The following is a 17,498-nucleotide window of genomic DNA, read 5'->3' as shown; positions in this document are numbered from 1 at the left end:
TTCTTCAGCTCAGCTTGCGCAGCGTGTTTGGGCTTCTTCCAGCGCCGCGGTGAACCCACGCAGCGAAAAAGTATCTTTTGTCGTCGTACCCCGGCTGGAGAGCCCGGTCACCACAGCATCCGCGCCGCGCTTCATGGCCGCCACGATTTTCTCGTCTTCGGCGGAATCTTCCGGCCAGGCCCATTCCCCGTCGGTAAAGAGCACGTAGCTGGTCCCGCCAATCTCGACGTTTACCTTGGAGCCGCTGGCGAAAGGATACCCGCCAGTGAAGGTCACCTGCGCATTCGCACCTGACCCGGGACGGAAAAACACCATCAACAAGATTTGACCGCGCGTCGCCGCAACAACCCGACCTTCACGGGTGTTTACCGTCTCCGTGGGCACGGAAACACTCCAGCATTCCTTGGGATCGTTGTCTTCGTAGACACCCCAATCGGTTTTCTCTGCCACCAGATTACTGCTTTGGCCCTGTGCCTGTGCGGCCATACCTGTCAGCGCAAATGCTGAGACCAAACCAATGAAACCCTTATAAATTCGCATCTTTTACAGCCTCCAGCCGTCCTTAACCTCAACAACTTTATGGCCCGCCTGGCGTGCCTTTTTCGACCCGCTCTCTTGCATGACCTGTTTTTCTTCTCGACAAGTGTCACAGTAACGCAAAAGCCGCGACCCCGGAAAGGCCGATTAGCAGGTTTTTGCCAAAATCTTGAGGGTTAAAATGACGCAAGCCGCTCCCATGGTCGAAATCTGGCGTGGCGATTTTCTGGAAAGCGCACATTCCGGACATGCGGTGATTTGCGATGCTTCCGGCCAGATTGTCGACGCCTGGGGTGACCCGGAGGCGACCGTGCTGCCGCGCAGTTCTGCCAAGATGATCCAGGCACTGCCGCTCATCACCTCAGGGGCTGCCGATCAGGCCAATCTGACCCCCGAACATCTGGCGCTGGCCTGCGCGTCACACAATGGCGCGGCTATTCACACGGAACGGGTAGACACATGGCTGCAGACACTTGGTCTTGACGATGATGCGCTGCGCTGTGGCCCGCAACTGCCCGATGATCGCACAGCCCGCGAGGGGCTGATCTGCGCGCATGAGGCACCCTGCCAGATCCACAACAACTGTTCCGGCAAACACGCCGGGTTCCTGACGCTGGCGAAACATATGGGGGCCGGTCCGGAATACGTGGAGGCCGATCACCCGGTGCAACAGGCATGCCTTGAGGTGTTCGAGGCCACAACACGGGAAACCTCGCCTGGGTTTGGCATCGATGGCTGTTCGGCGCCCAACTTTGCATGCAGCCTGCACGGCATGGCCCGCGCAATGGCGCATTTTGCAGCGGCACCGTCGGGCAGCCCGGAAGCGCGCTTGCATGAAGCGATGCGCCTACATCCGGATCTGGTCGCAGGTGAGGGGCGCGCCTGCACCGAGTTGATGCGCGCCATGAACGGTCAGGTTGCGATCAAAACCGGCGCGGAGGCGTTTTTCATCGGCATCCTGCCGGAGCAGAAACTCGGGATCGCCCTCAAGATCGTCGACGGCACAACCCGGGCGTCGGAATGCGCCATCGCCGCGATTTTGGTCAAATTGGGAGTTTTAGAGCCTGATCATCCGGCCACGCGCAAACGGTTGAACGCGCCCATCACCAACAGGCTGGGCATCCAGACCGGCTGGATCAAGCCCGCGGCAGGGCTTACCTGATCACATCTGGTGCACTTCGGCGACTTCGATGGATCCTGTGCCATCCGTGACCATCGGACAGCCTTTGGCCATGTCGATGGCTTCATCGATGTCCGCTGCCGCCACGACGCTGAACCCGGAAATGGGGTTTGCGCCGCCGTGATCTTCGACACCCTCTGCCGTCACCGTTTTGGACATGCCGACAGGGTTGCCCGGGTTCACGACCGCCTTTCCCATACCCTCGAACCAGGCTTGCCATGCGGCCATGACCTTGGCGCCCTCTTCTTCCGTGTCTGGTGTTTTGCCGCCGTGATAGGCGAATACGAATTCTGGCATGGTGCGTCCTCCCGTCTGAACCGAGCGAAGATTAGCACAGAATGGGGTGAGTCGTCTCTGATCAGGGCGTGACGAATTCCGATGCCGCATAGCCTTGTAAATACAGCAACGCGGTCAGATCGCCGTGGTTGATCCGCACATCGCATTCTGCGGCCACCACCGGCTTGGCGTGCAGCGCCACTCCGGTGCCCGCGCGTCCCAGCATACCGAGGTCATTCGCCCCATCACCCACGGCCAGCACATCCTGCTCGGAAATTCCCAGACGCGCGGTAATGTCGACCAGCGCGTCAACCTTGGCCTGCTTGCCCAAAATGGGGACACCGACATCCCCGGTCAGCACACCCCCCTCGGACAGCAGTGTATTCGCCCGGTTCTCGTCAAACCCCAGCGTTGCGGCTACGGCGCTGGTAAAATCCGTGAACCCGCCAGACACAAGAGCGGCATAGGCTCCATGCGCCTTCATCGTTGCCAGCAGCACCCGACCGCCGGGCATGTAGTCGATCCGCTCCGCCAGGACCTGTGCGATGGTCGATACCGGCAAGCCTTTCAACAACCCGACCCGCGCGCGCAGAGCCTCTTCAAAATCCAGCTCGCCATTCATCGCCCGCGCGGTGATATCCTTGACCCTGTCGCCAATGCCCGCTGCATCCGCCAGTTCGTCAATGCATTCCTGCTGGATCATGGTGCTGTCCATATCCGCCAGCAGCATCTTTTTGCGGCGGTCGGCAGTTGGCTGCACAACCAGATCAACGCCCTGTTTTTGTACGTCCGCCCAAACGCCCCAGCGATTGTCCGGGACGTGGTCCATCGAAAACGCAGCCACTTCGTCTGGCGAGAGCCAGAGCGCATCGCCGCCCCCCCAGGCATTGCGCAGGGCCTCGACCAGCGCAGGTTCAAGATTTCGCGCGGCGGGCGCTGCCAGCAGGGTGACGGTGTACATGAATGAAGTTTCCGATCGGCGCAGGGGATGTCGCAAAAAAGCGAATTTGCGGCGTTCTAGCGCCGTTTTTCGCGTTGCACCAGACCGCAGACCGCCATAGACCCGTGCGTGGGACACCCTTCCCCAACGAAGGGCGCATATCTGGAAGGATAGCATCAATGGCTAACCAAAAACCGGTCACGCGGCCGGATTACGTTCGACCGTCGACCAAACCGTCGAACCCGCGTTTTTCATCTGGCCCCTGCGCCAAACCCCCCACCCATGATCTGGCAAAACTGGCCTCCGCGCCTCTGGGACGCTCGCACCGTGCAGCCCCCGGTAAGGCGAAGTTGCTGGAAGCGATCGAGACGACGCGCGACATCCTCGGCGTGCCCGATGATTACCGCATCGGGATCGTACCGGCCTCCGACACCGGCGCCTTCGAGATGGCGATGTGGTCACTGCTCGGGGAACGCCCGGCAGAGATGGTCGCCTGGGAAAGCTTCGGGGCGGGATGGGTCACGGACGTGGCCAAGCAGCTGAAAATCGACCACACCGTGCACACCGCCGACTACGGCGAGATCGTCGATATGGCCGCGCTGAACTACGACAACGACGTGTGCTTTACCTGGAACGGCACAACCTCCGGCGTGCGCCTGCCGTCGGGCGATGTCATCCCATCGGACCGCAAGGGGCTGACCCTTTGCGATGCGACGTCCGCGGCATTTGCTGTCGATCTGCCCTGGGACAAGCTCGATGTGACGACCTTCTCTTGGCAGAAAGTGCTGGGCGGCGAGGCGGCGCATGGCATGCTGATTCTGTCACCCCGTGCAGTGGAGCGGCTGGAAAACTACACACCACCCTGGCCCTTGCCGAAGATTTTCCGCCTGACCAAAGGCGGCAAGCTGATCGAGGGCATCTTTAGAGGCGAAACGATCAACACGCCCTCGATGCTCTGTGTCGAAGACTACCTGCAATCGCTCGACTGGGCCAAATCCGTGGGCGGATTGCCCGGGTTGATCGCACGCGCGGATGCCAATACAGCGGCCATAACGGCCTTTGTAGAGCAACATAACTGGATCAACTTCCTCGCAACCGATCCGGCAACCCGGTCAAACACATCGGTCTGCCTGAAGTTTGCCAGCGACGATGTGACCGATGGCGCGAGTTTTGCCAAAGCGGTGGCCAAGCGGTTGGCGGACGAAGGCGTCGCACTCGACATCGGCGCCTACCGCGATGCCCCTGCGGGCCTGCGCATCTGGTGCGGCGGCACGGTGGAGACCGCGGACATCGAGGCGATGCTGCCCTGGCTCGCATGGGCCTTCGAGACCGAGATCGAAGCACAAATGGCGTCGGCATAACCTGCCGACCCACCCCATCCTGACATTCTAAAGTTTCAAGAAATGGAGCGCCAAATGGCCCCCAAAGTACTCATCTCCGACAAACTCTCGGAAGCCGCCGTTCAGATTTTCCGCGACCGCGGCATCGACGTGGATTTTCAGCCCGATGTGGGCAAGGATAAAGAAAAACTCGCAGCCATCATTGGTGACTATGACGGTCTCGCGATCCGCTCCGCCACCAAGGTGACGGAGAAGATCATCGAGGCTGCGACCAACCTCAAAGTTATCGGGCGCGCTGGGATCGGCACCGACAATATCGACAAGGATTCAGCCTCTAAAAAGGGGATTATCGTGATGAACACGCCCTTCGGCAACATGATCACGACGGCGGAACATGCCATCGCGATGATGTTTGCGGTGGCGCGGCAGATCCCCGAGGCCTCCGCCTCGACGCATGACGGCAAGTGGGAGAAGTCCAAATTCATGGGCGTTGAGCTGACAGGCAAGACGCTCGGTGTGATCGGTGCTGGCAACATCGGTGGTATCGTCTGTGACCGCGCCCGGGCGTTGAAAATGAAGGTGCTGGCCTATGACCCTTTCCTGGGTGAGGAAAAGGCCAAGAAAATGGGTGTTGAAAAGGTTGAGCTGGAAGATCTGTTGGGACGGGCGGATTTCATCACCCTGCACGTGCCGTTCACCGATCAGACCGCGAACATCCTGTCGCGGGAAAACATCGCGAAAACCAAGCCGGGGGTGCGCATCATCAACTGTGCCCGCGGTGGTCTGGTGGATGAGGCAGCCCTGGCCGATGCGCTGAAATCCGGCCATGTTGCCGGCGCCGCCTTTGACGTTTTCGCCAAGGAACCGGCCAATGAAAACCCGCTCTTTCATCTGCCAAATGTTGTCTGCACGCCGCACTTGGGCGCGGCGACGACCGAGGCACAAGAGAACGTGGCCCTGCAGGTGGCGGATCAGATGTCCGACTATCTGCTGACCGGAGCGGTGACCAATGCGCTGAACATGCCATCGGTCACGGCGGAAGAAGCCAAGGTCATGGGCCCTTGGGTCAAACTCTCCGCGCACCTGGGCAGCTTCATCGGGCAGATGACGGATGAACCCATCCGCGCCATCAACATCCTTTACGACGGTGCGGTCGCGGAAATGAACCTTGAAGCGCTCAATTGCAGCGTCATTGCCGGCATCATGAAAAAAGTGAATCCGGATGTGAACATGGTCTCCGCCCCCTTCATCGCGAAGGAACGCGGCATCCAGATTTCCACCACCAATCAGGACAAGTCCGGTGCTTTTGATGGCTATATCAAGGTCACGGTGGTGACAGCCAAGCGCGAACGTTCCGTCGCCGGTACGGTCTTTTCCGATGGCAAGCCGCGGTTTATCCAGATCAAGGGCATCAATATCGACGCGGAGATCGGCAGCCATATGCTCTATACCACCAATGAGGACGTGCCGGGCATCATCGGGACATTGGGCCAGACCATGGGCGATAACGGCGTCAACATCGCCAACTTTACCCTTGGTCGTGCCGAAGCAGGCGGCGAGGCGATTGCGCTGCTTTACGTCGACGAACCGGTACCTGCCGAGGCACGTGCCAAGCTGGCCGAGACCGGTATGTTCACCCAGATCAAACCGCTGCAATTTGACGTGGCCTGACGGTCTGTTACTTCCTTATCTGCGCCGCCTTCTCGTAATCGGCGCAGATATCTCAGAGGTTCGCTATGACCCATCCGATCTATGCCATCGGCGACATCCACGGTCAGTTGGAAGAGTTGCACCGGGTTCTAAACCTCATTGAAGCGGACGGCGGCCCGGATGCCCAAGTGGTGTTTGTCGGCGATTACGTCGACCGTGGGCCGGACAGCAAAGGCGTCCTGCAGTTCCTGATCGATGCACAGACCGCGGGTCGCGACTGGACGATGATCAAGGGCAATCATGATCGGTATCTGAGCCGTTTTCTGGACTATATGATCGTGCACGACCCCGCAACGCGCCCGGATCTTTTGTGGTTCAATCCCCGTCTGGGCGGGGACAAAACGATGGCTTCTTACGGGGTTGCCGCCGAAGATGGGGCACCGGTGGATGTGATCCAGGCGGCGGCTGTCGAAGCTGTGCCGCAAGTACACCGTGATTTTCTGCAAAACCTGCCACTGATGCATCAGGTGGGGGAGCTTTTGTTCGTGCATGCGGGCATCCGACCCAAGGTGCCATTGGACAAGCAGATCGAAGATGACCTTGTCTGGATCCGTCAAACCTTTCTGGAGTACCGCAAATCGCACGGCCCACTGGTCGTGCACGGGCACACGGCGCTGGAGCATCCCGAACATGCAGGCAATCGCGTGAACCTTGATGGCGGGGCGGGATATTTCCGCCCGCTTCACGCGGCTGTTTTTGAAGGGCGCGACTGCTGGTTGCTTTCAGATGCCGGTCGGGTGCCGTTGCGGCCATAACGCCGTCAGGACCAGGGCCCATCCCAATACACCCTGACCGTGGTGGCTCAGGTCATGACGGTCGGAAAATCCAAGCAGCCGGATCAGATCGAAGGGCGTTGGAGGTGTGCCAATCACCGATTGCACCGGCAGGCCATCGAAAATCAGCAGATAATACCAGTAGTAGATCTGTGGCGAGAGCCAGACAAAAAGCCAGAATAGAACCAGAGCCAAAAGACACCGCACCATCAGACCGCGGCTCCGGGAGACCCTCCAATTCAGCACCATCAAGCCGGTGGCGAGCAGCGCCGACAAAACGCCGAGCCCGACCTGCCCGGCCAGTGTCAGGGTGAAGAAACTGTCTTGCGCGTAGATGTCCGTTATCCTGTCCAGTCCAGTACGACCTTGCCCGATCCGCCGGATTTCATCGCGGCAAACCCGGCCTCAAAGTCATCGACCGCAAAGCGGTGGGTGATGACCCGGCTCACGTCCAGCCCGTTTTGCAACATCGCGATCATCTTGTACCAGGTCTCGAAGATTTCGCGCCCGTAGACCCCTTTGATGGTGATCGCCTTGAAGACGATGCGGCTCCAATCGACCGGGCTTTTGCCGGGCGGAATGCCCAGCATGGCGATGCGGCCGCCCATGGTCATGGCCTCGACCATCTGATCCAGCGCGCGCTGATTTCCGGACATTTCCAGACCGACATCGAACCCCTGTTTCATCTTCAGATCAGCGATTGTTTCGGCCAATTCCCCCTCTGCCACATTGACCGGTACCACATCTGTCACGCGCGCGGCCAAGTCCAGACGCGCGGGATTGATATCGGTGATCACTACATGCCGTGCCCCCACGTGGCGCGCAACGGCGGCGGCCATGATGCCAATGGGCCCGGCCCCGGTGATCAACACATCCTCGCCTACCAGATCAAAGCTGAGCGCGGTGTGCACCGCATTGCCGAGCGGATCGAGGATCGCGCCGATGTCATCCGATATCTCATCTGGCAGGGGCACCACATTGAAGGCCGGCAGCTTGAGGTATTGCGCAAATGCCCCCTGCTCGTTCACCCCAATGCCCCGCGTGGCGGGATCAAGGTGGAATTTGCCCGCGCGGCTCTGACGCGAGGTTTTACCGATCAGATGACCCTCGCCGGAGCAGCGCTGACCAATTGTCAAATCCTCAACATTAGAGCCGATTTCCACGATCTCACCAGCAAATTCATGGCCTGTGATCATCGGCACCGGCACGGTTTGCGAGGCCCAGTCGTCCCAGTTCCAGATATGAATGTCGGTGCCACAGATGCCGGTCTTGTTGATCCGGATCAGCACGTCATCCGGGCCAATCTCCGGCACCGGCGCGTGGATCATCCACAGCCCTTCGCGGGCGTGCAGCTTCGACAGGGCTTTCATCTCGTTGGTCATGTGAGTACCCCGCAGGCGCGGCCCGCCACCTCAAAGGCGCGCAGGGCACGATCCAGATCCTCGCGGGTGAGGGCCGCGTTCATCTGTGTGCGGATGCGGGCCTGTCCGCGCGGCACCACGGGGAAGAAGAACCCCGATACAAACACACCCTCTTCAAATAGCTTTGCGGCCATATCCTGCGCCAATTGCGCCTCGCCCAGCATGACCGGAATGATCGGATGCTCGCCGGGCAAAAGCGCGAACCCCAGCTTCTCCAAGCCCGCGCGCCAGTATTTCGCATTTTCGAATAAGCGATCCCGGAGCGTATCCCCCTGTTCCACCAGGTCCAGCGCCTTGATCCCGGCAGCGACAATCGAAGGCGGCAGCGAGTTGGAAAAGAGGTAAGGCCGCGCGCGCTGGCGCAAGAGGTCGATGATCGGCTGCGGCCCGGCGATATAGCCACCTATGGCACCGCCTAAGGCTTTGCCTAACGTCCCGGTCAGGATATCCACATCCACACCGGCATGTGCGGGGGTGCCAGCGCCCTTCGGGCCCATGAACCCGGTGGCGTGGCAGTCATCGACCATGACCATCGCGTCATATTTTTCAGCAAGCGCTTTGATCTCCGGCAGTTTCGCCAGATAGCCGTCCATGCTGAACACACCATCTGTCGCGATCAGGATAAACCGCGCACCTTCCTCGCGCGCCAGCTTCAGCTGCCCTTCCAGATCCACCATGTCGGAATTGGCGTAACGGTATCTTTTGGCCTTACAGAGCCTGATACCATCAATGATCGACGCGTGGTTCAAGGCGTCGGAGACAACCGCGTCTTCCGGCCCCAGCAGGGGTTCAAACAACCCGCCATTGGCATCAAAGCAAGCGGCAAAGAGGATCGAGTCGTCTTTGCCCAGAAATACCGCCAGCTTTTGCTCCAATTCCCGGTGAATGTCCTGCGTGCCGCAGATGAACCGGACAGAGGCCATGCCGAACCCGCGCGGATCCATGGCAGCTTTTGCCGCCTCAATCAGGTCAGGATGATCCGCCAGGCTGAGGTAGTTATTGGCGCAGAGGTTGATCACCTCCCGCTTACCCACCGAGATCTGACCACCCTGGGGTGAGGTGATCATACGCTCGCGCTTCATCATCCCATCCGCCGCGATCTGGGCGAGGGTTTCGGTGATGTGATCGAGATAGGCCTGCGTCATGATACGACTCCCTTTTGCAGTCCGTATCTAACATGACGGACGGAAATCCGAAATAGGGGATTTATCACAATAGCGGAAATTGTCCGATATCGTGGAAATCAGGCATCCTGTACGACCAGAAAGGCACGTGTTTCCCCACCGGCGGCGGTGATCCGGTGCGGAACATCCGCTGCGTATCGCGCGGTGTCGCCCGCGTTCAGGCTGCTCGACACCTCGCCGCTCGTCACCGTTAGGCTGCCGGAAATGACCGTGAGATGCTCGCGTGCGCCCCGGGTGTGCGGCTGACTGTCCAGTACGCCACCCGGCGCGATCGTCAGTTCGTAGACTTCATGTTTTCCGGCGTCTTCAGGCGGTGAAAGGATACGGATACGGCATCCAGAGCCCAGATTGTCGATGGTCGGCACCTGTGCCGCGCGCAGGGTTTCGATCTGCGGTGCGGCAGGCGCGCTGTCCAGCAAACCCGCGAAATCGACCTGCAAAGCGCGGGTCAGATTCCACAGCGTCGCAATTGTCGGGCTGCTTTCACCGCGTTCGATCTGGCTGACCATGGAACGGGAAACGCCGGACAGTTTGGCCACGGCATCGAGCGACAGGCCTTGCGTGCGGCGCGCCTCTTTCAGGCGGGCGGGCAGCTGGGTCAGAATGGCGTTATCTCTATCCGTCATGTCGGAGGTTTCGCCGATATGCAGGATTCTGTCAACGGCGCACAAACGCCGACGGGACGTCGTTGCTGACAATCCCACATTGGGTCAACATAGTCCCACTGAAACACATCAAGGGAGATCGCCATGACACAAGAGATCGTCATTCTGGACGGTGCGCGCACCGCAATTGGAACCTTTGGCGGATCCCTCGCCGCGACGCCGCCGATTGAGTTGGGGACCAGTGCCGCCAAGGCCGCGTTGGAACGGTCGGGCGTTGAAGGCAGCCAGATCGGGCATGTGGCGTTCGGGCATGTTATCAACACCGAGCCGCGTGACATGTACCTCAGTCGCGTCGCCGCGATGCAGGCTGGCGTGCCCGACAGCGTGCCAGCGATGAACGTAAACCGCCTGTGCGGATCCGGCGTACAGGCGATTGTATCGGTGGTGCAATCGTTGATGCTGGGTGACGCCGAGTTTGGTCTGGCGGGGGGTGCTGAAAACATGTCGCGCTCGCCGTTCATCGTGCCGGATCAACGCTGGGGTGCGAAGATGGGCGATATCCACACGTTGGACATGATGCTGGGCGCGTTGAACTGCCCCTTCGGCACCGGACACATGGGGGTGACGGCAGAGAATGTGGCCAGTGAGCACGACATTTCCCGCGCCGATCAGGATGCCTTTGCCCTGCAAAGCCAGCAACGCGCCGCCGCAGCAATTGAGGCGGGCCGTTTTGCCAGCCAGATCGTGCCCGTCGACGTACGCGTGAAGCGCGATATGGTCGCCTTCGCCACCGATGAACACCCCAAAGCCACGACGCAGGAAGCGCTGTCGGGATTGCGGCCCGTTTTCCAGAAAGATGGCAGCGTCACGGCGGGCAACGCCAGCGGCATCAACGATGGTGCGGGCGCGGTCGTGCTGGCAACGGCGGAAGCCGCGGAAAGGGCGGGGCTGAAACCGAAGGCGCGCATTCTGGGATATGCCCATGCGGGCGTGCGGCCGGAGGTCATGGGCATCGGGCCGGTGCCCGCGGTCGAAAACCTCTTGGCGCGCACGGGGCTCAGCGCCGGTGATTTTGACGTGATCGAGAGCAATGAGGCCTTTGCCGCGCAGGCGCTGGCCGTCAGCAAATCGCTGGGTTTTGATGAGGCCAAAGTCAACCCGAACGGTGGCGCGATTGCCCTGGGACACCCGGTGGGCGCGACCGGGGCGATCATCACGGTCAAGGCTCTCTATGAGCTTGAACGGATCCGGGGATCCAAAGCGCTGATCACCATGTGCATCGGTGGCGGGCAGGGCATCGCGCTGGCCATCGAGCGGCTGTGATCAGTCAAACATCAAAGTGACCAACAGCAGAAAGGCGCCGCCACCTACCCCGATGGAGATGCCGAGGATCACGGCAAGAAACACCCGTTCCAGCAATCCACGCGGGGCGGGTGTTGCCGCTTCGGCGCTCTGCTTGACCAGGGCCGCTTCGACCATGTCCGGCAGACGCGGGCCAAAGCGGGCAAAGACCTGAGCGGTTTTGGCGAGGTCGGTCAAAACAGCCTTGGGCCCGATGGATTTGGAGATGTAGTCGGTGACAATCGGGCTGGCCACCTGCCAGATGTTGATCTGCGGGTTCAGTGACCGCGCAACCCCTTCCACGACCACCATGGTACGTTGCAGCAGGATCAGCTCGGTGCGGGTCTCCATGCCAAAACGTTCTGTGACTTCAAAAAGATAGTTCAGCAGACGCCCCATCGAGATGTGATTGGCATCCATGCCGAAAATCGGCTCCCCCACGGCGCGCAGGGCCCGCGCGAATTCATCCACATCCTTGTCCGCAGGCACGTAACCGGCCTCGAAATGCACCTCGGCCACGCGTTTGTAATCCTTGCGGATGAAGCCAAAGAGGATCTCCGCGTAGACCCTTCGGGTGTATTCGTCGATATGCCCCATGATCCCGAAGTCATAGGCGATGATGTCGCCGTTGGGCGCGACCTTGAGATTGCCCTGATGCATGTCCGCGTGAAAATACCCGTCGCGCAGGGCATGGCTGAGGAACAGCTGCAAGACCCGCTCGCTGAGCGCCACGCGGTTGTGACCCGCGGCATCCAGTGCGGCGTTGTCGCCCATCGGCGCGCCATCGGCCCATTCCAGCGTCATCACCCGGCGGGCGGAATATTCCCATTTGATCAGCGGCAGATCAAAGCCATCATCGTTCTTGGTGTTGGCCGCGAATTCCGACGCTGCGGAGGATTCCAGCCGCAGGTCCAATTCACCGCGCACCACCCCGTCGAAATGTTCGATCACCTCCATCGGGCGCAGTCGGCGGGAGCCGGGCGAAAAGATTTCCACCATGCGGGCGGCAAGATAGAAGGCGTCGATGTCCTTGCGGAAGGCCTTTTCAATCTTCGGGCGCAGGACTTTGACCGCAACGGCTTCGTTGTTGGACGCGAGTGTGGCCTTGTGCACCTGAGCAATCGACGCGGCGGCGACGGGTTCGCTGAAATCAGAAAATATCTGATCAACCGGTTGGCCAAGTTCACGCTGCACTTCGGCTTTGGCCTCTTCCACGGAGAAGGGCGGCAGTTTGTCCTGCAGCACCCGGAGCTGGATTGCCAGTTCATCGCCCACCACGTCGGGACGCGTGGAAAGGATCTGGCCAAACTTGATATAGGCGGGGCCCAGAGCGGTCAGCGCGCGGGTGGCGGGGGGCATGTTCGGATCCCCCGAGTAGCCCAGCCATTTGAAAGGCAGACCCAGCGCGCGGGCCACAAACCGCAAGGCGGGGGGGGCTTCGAAGGCATCGAGGACAACCTGCATCGCGCCGGTACGCTCCAGCGTGGCGCCGGTTCTGATCAACCGCCAGATATTGTGGGGTCCGCGCATGGATTATTCCTTCGCTTCGAATTGCTGACGCAATCCGACCGGATGGGGGCACTGCCCCCCGCTGGGCCGCTGGCCCGCGTCCCCCGGGATATTTTGGGCCAGAAGAAGGTCGGACGACCTGCGGTTTTGTGCGATCATAGTTTCCATCCGGAATGCAGCGCCGCGACACCCATCGTCAGGTTGCGGTATTTTGCGTTCTCAAATCCGGCGTCCCGCACCATCTGCAGAAATGTCTCCTGGTCCGGGAAGTTGCGGATCGATTCCACGAGATACTGATAGCTGTCACGATCCCCGGCGATCATCTGACCCATGCGCGGGATGACATTGAAGCTGTAGAGATCATAGGCTTTCTGCATCATCGGGTTCGGCAGTTGGCTGAATTCCAGCACCATCAACCGCCCACCGGGACGCAGCACACGGTAGGCTTCGTTCAGGGCCTCCTGCGGGCGGGTCACGTTCCGAATGCCGAAGCTGATGGTGTAGACATCAAAGGTATTGTCGTCGAAGGGCAACGCCATGGCGTCGCCCACCACCCAATCAAGGCTGTCATCCATCTGTTCGGCTTCCGCGCGCTTGCGGCCTTCGATCAGCATCGGTTCGGTCAGGTCCAGCACGGTTGCGTGACCCACGCCTGCGCGTTTGAGAAAACGGAACGAAATGTCGCCCGTGCCCCCCGCCACATCGAGCAGCTTCTGCCCTGGACGCGGCGCCAGCCAATCCATCATCGCATCTTTCCACAAGCGGTGAATGCCGCCCGACATCACATCATTCATGATGTCGTATTTGCTGGCCACGGAGCTGAAAACCCCTTGCACACGCCCAGCCTTTTCGCCTTCCGGCACGGTTTCAAACCCGAAGTGGGTGGTTTTGTCGCTGTGATCGGTCATCGGCACTTGTGGTCCTTGCAGTTCGGACTTTGTTATAGGGCTCTGGGCCCCATGCACAATGCGGCCCTTTGGTCACAGGGGGCGCATATGCCGGAACTGCCAGAAGTTGAGACGGTCAGGCGCGGGTTGGCGCCCGCGATGGAAGGTGTCGTGATTGCGCAGGCCGACGTCAACCGCCCCGATCTGCGCTGGCCGTTTCCGCCGCGTATGGCCACGCGGCTGACCGGGCAACGGGTGGAACGGCTCAGACGACGTTCCAAGTACATCCTTGCCGATCTGAGTTCGGGGGAAACGCTGCTGATCCATCTGGGGATGTCAGGGCGGATGCTAGTCTCTGGCGATCCGCTTGGAACATTCGTGCATGACCACCCCGCGCCCGAAAAACATGACCACGTGGTGCTGCATATGGCGAACGGTGCGCGGATCACCTTCAACGATCCGCGGCGTTTTGGCGCGATGGATATGATGGAAACAGCAACCGCCCACGCCCACAAGCTGCTGAGCGTTCTTGGCCCGGAACCCCTGGGCAATGATTTTCACGCCGCACATCTTGTTTCGGCGTTCAAAGGCAAGATGACACCGGTCAAATCGGCCCTGCTTGACCAGCGCATTGTTGCGGGTTTGGGTAATATCTACGTCTGCGAAACGTTATTTCGCGCAAAAATCAGACCAACGCAAAAAGCTGGCAAACTTTCCAAACCCAAGGTTGAACGCCTTGTTCCCATCATCCGCGACGTGCTGTCGGAGGCGATTGAGGCAGGCGGTTCATCGCTACGGGATTTCCGACAAGCCGATGGAGAGCTTGGATATTTCCAGCATACCTTTCACGTCTACGGGCGGGAGGGCGCCCCCTGCCGGACCCCCGATTGCCCCGGCGTCATCAGGCGAATCGTTCAATCCGGACGCTCATCCTTCTACTGCGCGCAATGCCAAAGATAGCTTGAACCCCGCAAACTGCGTGTTACAGACTCGGAGTTCCAGACAACAACCGAGAGCTTCTTTAATGGCCTATGAAACGATCATCGTTGATGTAGAGAACCATGTGGCGCAGATCACGCTGAACCGGCCCGACGCCCTGAACGCCCTGAATGACCAGCTGATGAGCGAGCTTGCGGATGCACTCGGCAGCGCGCAAGCGAACGACAAGGTGCGCTGCATCATCATCACCGGATCGGAGAAGGCCTTTGCCGCCGGTGCGGACATCGCGATGATGAAGGACAAGACATTTGTCGAAGCATTCTCCGGCGATCTCTTCACGCCGGAAACAGATCAGATCATGCGCGTGCGCAAGCCGATCATCGCCGCGGTTTCTGGCTATGCGCTGGGGGGCGGTTGCGAATTGGCCATGATGTGCGATTTCATCATCTGCTCTGACACCGCGAAATTCGGCCAGCCGGAAATCAATCTGGGTGTGGTTGCGGGCATCGGCGGCACGCAGCGCCTGACCAGGATCGTCGGCAAATCCAAGGCCATGGATATGAACCTGACGGGTCGTTTCATGGATGCCGAAGAAGCGGAGCGCTCCGGTTTGGCGTCCAGAGTTGTGCCGTGCAAAAAGCTGCTGGACGAGGCGCAGGGTGCCGCTCAGAAGATCGCCGAAAAGTCCATGATATCAGTGATGGTGGTCAAGGAGGCGGTGAACCGCGCCTACGAGGTGCCGCTGCGGGAAGGGCTGCTGTTTGAACGGCGCATGTTCCACTCGCTTTTTGCCACCGAAGACCAGTCCGAAGGCATGTCCGCCTTTTTGGAAAAACGCGAGGCACAGTTCCGCGACAGGTAATCAACTGCCCTAATACTGACCAATCGGTTGGCGGATCTGCGCGCTGATGGCACGGATTTCGCGACATTTGCGTTGCTTATTTTCAGCTTCAGGTATAAGTACTCTACCCTAAGTTGCGGTTGCGAGAGAAGCCGATGGTTGGACAGATTGACAAGGATAGTCTGACATGGCGGCTGACCCCGGATCTGCTTGGTATTCTGGACGAAACGGGTGTGTTCACGGACACCAACCCCGCCTGGTTCAAGACATTGGGCCGCCTGCCTGAAGACATCGAAAGCCGGCAGTTTTTCGACTTCCTCCACCCGGATGACATGGCAGATGCCGAACAGGCCTTTGCCGACATCCAAAAAGGCAAGGCGATCCTGCAATTCGAAAACAGGTACCGACATAAAGACGGCAGCTATCGGTGGCTTTCCTGGAACGCGGTGCCCGAAGAGGGTCTGTTCTTTTGCAGCGCCCGGGACATTACCGCCGCCAAAAACAACGAGGCAATGCTCAAGACCCGGGAGGACGAAGCCCGCTTGCGTGAACAGTTCATCGCAGTGCTGAGCCATGACCTGCGGTCTCCTGTTGCCGCTGTCAGCTCCGCGATCTGGACGGCGCTGCGACAAGAGCAAACGGAAAAATCCCGCAGGCTTTTGCTGACGGCAGAGGTTTCGCTGGTGCGTATGACCGGGCTGATCTCGGACGTCATGGATTTTGCCCGCGCCCGACTGGGCGGCGACATTGGCATCGACGCCGCCGAACCCGTCGCATTGAAGCCGGTGCTGGAACAGGTGGTTCAAGAAATACGCCTTGCCAATTCGGGCGTGGTCATCGTCGAAGACCTTTTCTTTCACGATCAGATTCAGTGTGACGCGGCTCGGATTGGTCAACTGTTGTCCAATCTGGTGTCAAACGCGGTCTTTCACGGCGATCAATATCAGCCCATTCGCGTCCGGGCCTTCGATGATGGCATTGATTTAGTCCTGACGGTCACGAATTTCGGAAAACCGATACCGCCCGCCGCCCAGGCCAAACTGTTTGAACCCTTCACCCGCGCGGAGGTCATGAAATCGCAAAACGGATTGGGGCTGGGGCTTTTCATCGCACAACAAATCGCCCTGGGCCATGGCGGCACGCTGACCGTGCGCTCGGATGAGACCGAAACGGAATTTCGCCTGACGCTGCCCCGGATGGACGAAAGCGAGCCGTCTTCCGAGGATCAGGAGGAACCGTCCTACGCCAGATGAAACCGGGCCCGGCGCTTATGGACGAATTTTGCGGTTTGCAAATACCTGCAGCTTGTTTATAGACCCGCGGAGACATGCGCGTGCAGCCCGCTTTGGCTAGAATCACCTTTGGTTGAGCCTCAACCAGAACGGGGGGCATCGTGCGATCGAAACACATTGAACCCTTAGAAAAGGTGACGCACACATGGCCAATTCGCCACAGTCCAAGAAACGCGCCCGCCAGAACGAAGCCCGTTTCCAGATCAACAAAGCGCGCCGTTCGCGCATCCGTACCTATCTGCGCAAAGTCGAAGAGGCGATTGCCTCCGGTGACAAGGATGCCGCTGCGGCAGCTCTGAAAGAAGCGCAACCTGAATTGATGCGCGGTGTGACAAAAGGCGTATTCCACAAGAATACTGCAGCGCGGAAAGTCTCGCGCCTGTCTGCCCGGGTCAAAGCAATAGGTTAACAAAACCAGCTAAATTGGTTAACAAAAGCGCGCCAACCGGCGCGCTTTTTGCGTTTTTTGAGACTCTTTCCGCCCTGCCAGAGATTCTTTTTTTGAAAATTCAGAGTCAAGAATGAAGTTCAGTTGCCGTGCCACTCACGAACTTGCTACCAGTGTAGTGCGATTCATTTCGCCATGGGGGGACAGGTTCTGAACGTTCATTTCGCACTGCAGCGAAAATACTGACGTCGGAAACTGGGTGCTGCATAACCTGTAGCACATTCAGTCTGCAAACGTTGCCAAAACAGCGTTTCGCCCTGTCAAAAAAGACTACG

The 17,498-nt window shown here is 59.5% G+C and carries 18 protein-coding genes; 9 read left to right on the top strand and 9 right to left on the bottom strand.

Going from position 1 to position 17,498, the window contains the following annotated elements; all coding sequences use genetic code 11:
- Positions 1–9: 9 nt before the first annotated feature.
- Positions 10–540, bottom strand: a complete 531-nt coding sequence (locus Q1A20_RS05220; protein WP_298968711.1) for an invasion associated locus B family protein — start codon at positions 538–540, stop codon at positions 10–12.
- A gap of 178 nt (positions 541–718) precedes the next feature.
- On the opposite strand from Q1A20_RS05220, the gene Q1A20_RS05215 reads away from it, so the two are divergent.
- On the top strand, positions 719–1,699 hold the full coding sequence (locus tag Q1A20_RS05215) for an asparaginase (RefSeq protein WP_299916221.1): 981 nt from the start codon (positions 719–721) through the stop codon (positions 1,697–1,699).
- Here Q1A20_RS05215 and Q1A20_RS05210 read toward each other — a convergent pair whose 3' ends face one another.
- On the bottom strand, positions 1,700–2,014 hold the full coding sequence (locus Q1A20_RS05210; RefSeq protein ID WP_299401310.1) for a YciI family protein: 315 nt from the start codon (positions 2,012–2,014) through the stop codon (positions 1,700–1,702).
- A gap of 61 nt (positions 2,015–2,075) precedes the next feature.
- The gene (gene serB / locus Q1A20_RS05205; RefSeq protein WP_299916219.1) at positions 2,076–2,954 is read right to left on the bottom strand and encodes a phosphoserine phosphatase SerB; all 879 of its coding nucleotides are present in this window, start codon (positions 2,952–2,954) and stop codon (positions 2,076–2,078) included.
- Between the two features lie 158 nt (positions 2,955–3,112).
- Here serB and Q1A20_RS05200 point away from each other — a divergent pair, with 158 nt between their 5' ends.
- The 3 genes from Q1A20_RS05200 (at position 3,113) to Q1A20_RS05190 (ending at position 6,738) form a co-directional block, all read left to right on the top strand.
- Entirely contained in the window at positions 3,113–4,294 is a 1,182-nt protein-coding gene (locus Q1A20_RS05200; protein WP_299401314.1) for a phosphoserine transaminase, read from the top strand.
- A gap of 54 nt (positions 4,295–4,348) precedes the next feature.
- Entirely contained in the window at positions 4,349–5,944 is a 1,596-nt protein-coding gene (serA, locus tag Q1A20_RS05195) for a phosphoglycerate dehydrogenase (RefSeq protein WP_299401315.1), read from the top strand.
- A gap of 65 nt (positions 5,945–6,009) precedes the next feature.
- On the top strand, positions 6,010–6,738 hold the full coding sequence (locus Q1A20_RS05190) for a metallophosphoesterase family protein (RefSeq protein WP_299401318.1): 729 nt from the start codon (positions 6,010–6,012) through the stop codon (positions 6,736–6,738).
- On the opposite strand, the gene Q1A20_RS05185 is transcribed toward Q1A20_RS05190, so the two are convergent.
- From Q1A20_RS05185 to Q1A20_RS05170, 4 genes are all read right to left on the bottom strand, one after another.
- A complete protein-coding gene (locus tag Q1A20_RS05185; RefSeq protein ID WP_299401320.1) occupies positions 6,706–6,966 on the bottom strand; it encodes a hypothetical protein in 261 nt (86 codons plus the stop codon). The genes Q1A20_RS05190 and Q1A20_RS05185 overlap by 33 nt on opposite strands.
- Positions 6,967–7,097: 131 nt before the next feature.
- Positions 7,098–8,138 (bottom strand): L-threonine 3-dehydrogenase, encoded by a 1,041-nt coding sequence (tdh, locus tag Q1A20_RS05180; protein ID WP_299401323.1) that lies wholly within the window; start codon positions 8,136–8,138, stop codon positions 7,098–7,100.
- Positions 8,135–9,322, bottom strand: coding sequence for a glycine C-acetyltransferase (locus tag Q1A20_RS05175; RefSeq protein ID WP_299401325.1), 1,188 nt, complete (start codon positions 9,320–9,322; stop codon positions 8,135–8,137). Before Q1A20_RS05175 ends, tdh begins: the two co-directional genes overlap by 4 nt.
- Before the next feature lie 98 nt (positions 9,323–9,420).
- The gene (locus Q1A20_RS05170) at positions 9,421–9,987 is read right to left on the bottom strand and encodes an XRE family transcriptional regulator (protein ID WP_299735866.1); all 567 of its coding nucleotides are present in this window, start codon (positions 9,985–9,987) and stop codon (positions 9,421–9,423) included.
- Positions 9,988–10,110: 123 nt separating this feature from the next.
- On the opposite strand from Q1A20_RS05170, the gene Q1A20_RS05165 reads away from it, so the two are divergent.
- Positions 10,111–11,289 carry an acetyl-CoA C-acyltransferase family protein gene (locus Q1A20_RS05165; protein ID WP_299916215.1) on the top strand — a complete coding sequence of 393 codons (1,179 nt, stop codon included), beginning with the start codon at positions 10,111–10,113 and terminating at the stop codon, positions 11,287–11,289.
- On the opposite strand, the gene ubiB is transcribed toward Q1A20_RS05165, so the two are convergent.
- Together ubiB and ubiE are read right to left on the bottom strand one after the other, a co-directional pair.
- Entirely contained in the window at positions 11,290–12,837 is a 1,548-nt protein-coding gene (gene ubiB / locus Q1A20_RS05160; protein WP_299401333.1) for a 2-polyprenylphenol 6-hydroxylase, read from the bottom strand.
- Between the two features lie 134 nt (positions 12,838–12,971).
- Positions 12,972–13,724, bottom strand: a complete 753-nt coding sequence (gene ubiE / locus Q1A20_RS05155; protein ID WP_299401335.1) for a bifunctional demethylmenaquinone methyltransferase/2-methoxy-6-polyprenyl-1,4-benzoquinol methylase UbiE — start codon at positions 13,722–13,724, stop codon at positions 12,972–12,974.
- Between the two features lie 87 nt (positions 13,725–13,811).
- Between ubiE and mutM the strand changes: the two genes are divergently transcribed.
- The 4 genes from mutM to rpsT all read left to right on the top strand — a co-directional run bounded on the left by mutM (position 13,812) and on the right by rpsT (position 17,184).
- Complete coding sequence (mutM, locus tag Q1A20_RS05150; RefSeq protein WP_299401338.1) at positions 13,812–14,663, top strand: bifunctional DNA-formamidopyrimidine glycosylase/DNA-(apurinic or apyrimidinic site) lyase; 852 nt, start codon at positions 13,812–13,814, stop codon at positions 14,661–14,663.
- Positions 14,664–14,727: 64 nt separating this feature from the next.
- Entirely contained in the window at positions 14,728–15,504 is a 777-nt protein-coding gene (locus Q1A20_RS05145) for an enoyl-CoA hydratase (protein ID WP_298968731.1), read from the top strand.
- Between the two features lie 134 nt (positions 15,505–15,638).
- On the top strand, positions 15,639–16,736 hold the full coding sequence (locus Q1A20_RS05140; RefSeq protein WP_299916213.1) for a PAS domain-containing sensor histidine kinase: 1,098 nt from the start codon (positions 15,639–15,641) through the stop codon (positions 16,734–16,736).
- A gap of 184 nt (positions 16,737–16,920) precedes the next feature.
- A complete protein-coding gene (gene rpsT, locus Q1A20_RS05135; protein ID WP_298968735.1) occupies positions 16,921–17,184 on the top strand; it encodes a 30S ribosomal protein S20 in 264 nt (87 codons plus the stop codon).
- Positions 17,185–17,498 lie beyond the last annotated feature (314 nt).

The organism is uncultured Roseobacter sp., from assembly GCF_947501835.1.
Taxonomy (GTDB): Bacteria; Pseudomonadota; Alphaproteobacteria; order Rhodobacterales; family Rhodobacteraceae; genus Roseobacter.
The sequence above is the reverse complement of the archived record's forward strand: the minus strand, read 5'-3'. Positions and strand labels throughout refer to the sequence as shown.